The 2,909-nt window shown below is 43.0% G+C and carries 3 protein-coding genes; all 3 read left to right on the top strand.

The window, feature by feature from the left end; all coding sequences use genetic code 11:
• Nucleotides 1-409 (top strand): hypothetical protein (locus Q0C29_RS07255; protein WP_291999994.1); only part of this gene is annotated, 409 nt, incomplete at its 5' end.
• A 137-nt stretch (nt 410-546) separates the two neighbouring features.
• A complete protein-coding gene (locus Q0C29_RS07250) occupies nt 547-1,311 on the top strand; it encodes a DUF3782 domain-containing protein (protein ID WP_291999993.1) in 765 nt (254 codons plus the stop codon).
• 160 nt (nt 1,312-1,471) lie between these two features.
• Nucleotides 1,472-2,908: a hypothetical protein gene (locus tag Q0C29_RS07245; protein WP_291999992.1), complete on the top strand. Its 1,437-nt coding sequence runs from the start codon at nt 1,472-1,474 to the stop codon at nt 2,906-2,908.
• The last annotated feature ends 1 nt before the right edge of the window (nt 2,909 follow it).

The raw sequence follows: 2,909 nt of genomic DNA, 5'->3' as shown, positions 1-2,909 counted from the left end.
AGTGTTGCTTAGGGTTAATGACCCAAGTAACGTCAGCATAATAGTTAACTGGATAATATTCAACTTCATTAGCACGGTTAGTAATGGGTCAATGGTAATCAATGGTAGTGGAACATACGTCATAAGCAACGTTAAATACTACCTAGTCAACGTAACGCTAACAAGCAACTGCACAATAGAGGCAAGCAAACTAAACTACCTAGAGGCTGGCTCAGTGGTAAGCATCAACGCAACATGCGACCCAATGACACCAAGCATAATCAATAAGCTTAACACAGCATGGAGAATTAGTGGAGTAGTACCACTAAATTGGAGGCACCCAATGAGTGAATACACTATGTTAGCATTACTGGTATTACTAGTATCAATACCAATAGTGGCTATAGTGGCTGAAGGTAAGGGGAATTAAAAGTAAGGCCACAACCCCTTAATAAATTGGTTAGTTCTTAAAAAATTTAAATTAACCATGGTGACTCACCCACAGTGGTTTCAAGGTTAACCCCCCTTTAGGGAAAGGGTTATAAGTGTATTCATTGTTGTTTAATTGTGTCTTTTCGTGATGAGTTTTTGCGCTTGTTAAGGGAGGATGAGGAGTTTAGGCTTACTGTATTGGGTCTCCTCGGTATTACTGATGTTCAGTCTTCTTTGAGGCAGTTGGTTAGTGCTGTTAATGAGTTGGCTACTGGTCAATTGAAGGTTATGGAGGTGCTTGATAAGGTTCTTAGCATTACACAAAGCATACTGGAGGAGATTAAGAAACTCACTGACAATCAGAATAAGCTATGGGAAGAGAATAACAAGATATGGCAAGAAATAAAGGCAATTAAGGAAGAGAATAATAAAATATGGTTGGAGATTAAGGCGTTGAGGGAAAGGGCTGATAGGCATGATTATGAATTGAGTAGGTTGAATAGGAAGCTTGATGCCTTAGGTGCTAGGTGGGGTGTTAATAGTGAGGATGCCTTTAGGGATGCTGTTAAGGAATTTTTAAGCAGTGCTGGTTATAGTGTTGATAAGTGGAGTTACTTTGATGATGGTGGTTACGTTTACGGTTACCCCAGTCAAATTGACTTGGACTTGGTTATTAAGGATAATAGGCTTATTGTGGCTGAGATTAAGTCGTCGGTGAGTAGGGGTGATTTATGGGCTCTTAAGCGTAAGGTTGAGTTGTATGAAATGGTTACTGGGGTTAAGGTTAATGAGGTGTACGTGATAACTTACTACATTAATGAGAGGCACCCTGACGTTGCTAGGAAGATGGCTAAGGGACTGGGCATAAGGTTAGTGGAGCCTGAGGAGTTAACCAGCTAATTCGTATTCTCATTGATGTTGACAAAGCCTATTATTTACATAACGTGACTGGTTTCCCATATATCTTGTGATGAGATTAAGAATTCGGTTAATGTTTCAATGTTATGGAATGATTGTTCCGTAGCCTAACCCTTTTAAATTAAGCTACTCTGTAGGAGTTGTGAACTCAATAAGGTTAATGATGTTAGCCTTAGTCATGGGCTTAGCTGTGGTGCTTGTAGTATTACCGCAGCATACATTAGCCAGTGGTACAGAGGAAGCTGGGTTAGTGACCCAGAACGCCACCTGCACTGCGGCCTCTGTTCACGTGGAGCTTAGCCTAACATTATACCAAAGGGTTAAATCTGTGGCGGGCGCAATGGGTGAACTTGGATCAATTAACGCTACGCTTAATGAGGCGTTGAATTTAACCATGATGGCTAATGAGTCCTTAGGCAAGGGCCTATGCCTCACAGCCCTTGAGGAGGCCCTAAACGCAACTCACCTAGAGCAGGAGGCTTGGGGTGAATTAATGGTAAACGCAACTAGGGCTGGCTTAGTTAACTACACGTGCATAAACCTAATTAGCACTGCCGAGGCTAGGTTGAAAACAGTCCTTAGCCTTACCCAAAACTCCACAATACGTGGCAAGGCGGAGGCCCTATTAAGGGAATTAGGCTCCATACATTGCAGTAAGGCTAATGAGGCACTCATCAACGCCACAATGCTGCTTAATGAGACTAGGCTTAGCGTAAGGAGTGAGTTGGGTAATTGGTTGAGGAGTAGGGTGGAGTCGGTGGCGCTGGTTTACGTGGGTGTGGGTGAGTATGGGGGCATTGGTGAGTTGGCTTCACTGAACTTAACTGAGTATTGGCAATACGTAATGCAGGCCCTTGAGTCAGCCATGGTTAAGTACGCCAATGAGTTGAACGCATCGATAAGTAGGTTAATGGCCAGCGGCAACCTAAGGGGGTTAATTGAGTTAAACGGTTCAGTGGGTAGATTAGCCGCTGCTCTCACCATACTAAGTAGGCATGGGGTTAAGGTTAATGATGCCTGGAGCCTATGCGCGAACGCATCATCGTTAATCAACAATACTTTAACCATATACAGGGAGCTAAATGGCAACGCAACTAAGCTTAACACGTTTAGTTCACTGGTTGCGCAGGTTTACTTAAGCTACCTAAATGGTTCACTTCAATTAGCCGTCAGCAAGTATGCTAATAGTTCCTGGATTAACGAGACTATGATGCTTCTAGGCGCTGTTAATAGGTCAATAAGTGTAATGGTGGGTAAGGGTTACTTGAAGCGGGGCATGGGGTCAATGATAGTGGCAGTACCCATACCTGAGCCCATGAGGGGTTTAATAAGTAGGTACCTTAACCTAACCATAGGTAACTTAACCCTATCAATGGCCAACCTAGGGCTGTGCAGTAACGCCTACCTAATAACCAGGAACATGACGGCACTTAGGGTTTTAAACGCAACATCAATAATTAAACTAGCTTACTCACTATACCTGATGAGGGTCTACTGCCCAATGGCACTCCAGTACGCTAAATTAGCCTCAGGCAACTTAATTAAACTGGAAGAATCAATTAACGCAACTCAACATTAGC

The sequence above is a fragment of the Caldivirga sp. genome, assembly GCF_023256255.1.
Classification (GTDB): domain Archaea; phylum Thermoproteota; class Thermoprotei; order Thermoproteales; family Thermocladiaceae; genus Caldivirga.
This window is presented reverse-complemented; position numbering and strand designations above follow the sequence as displayed.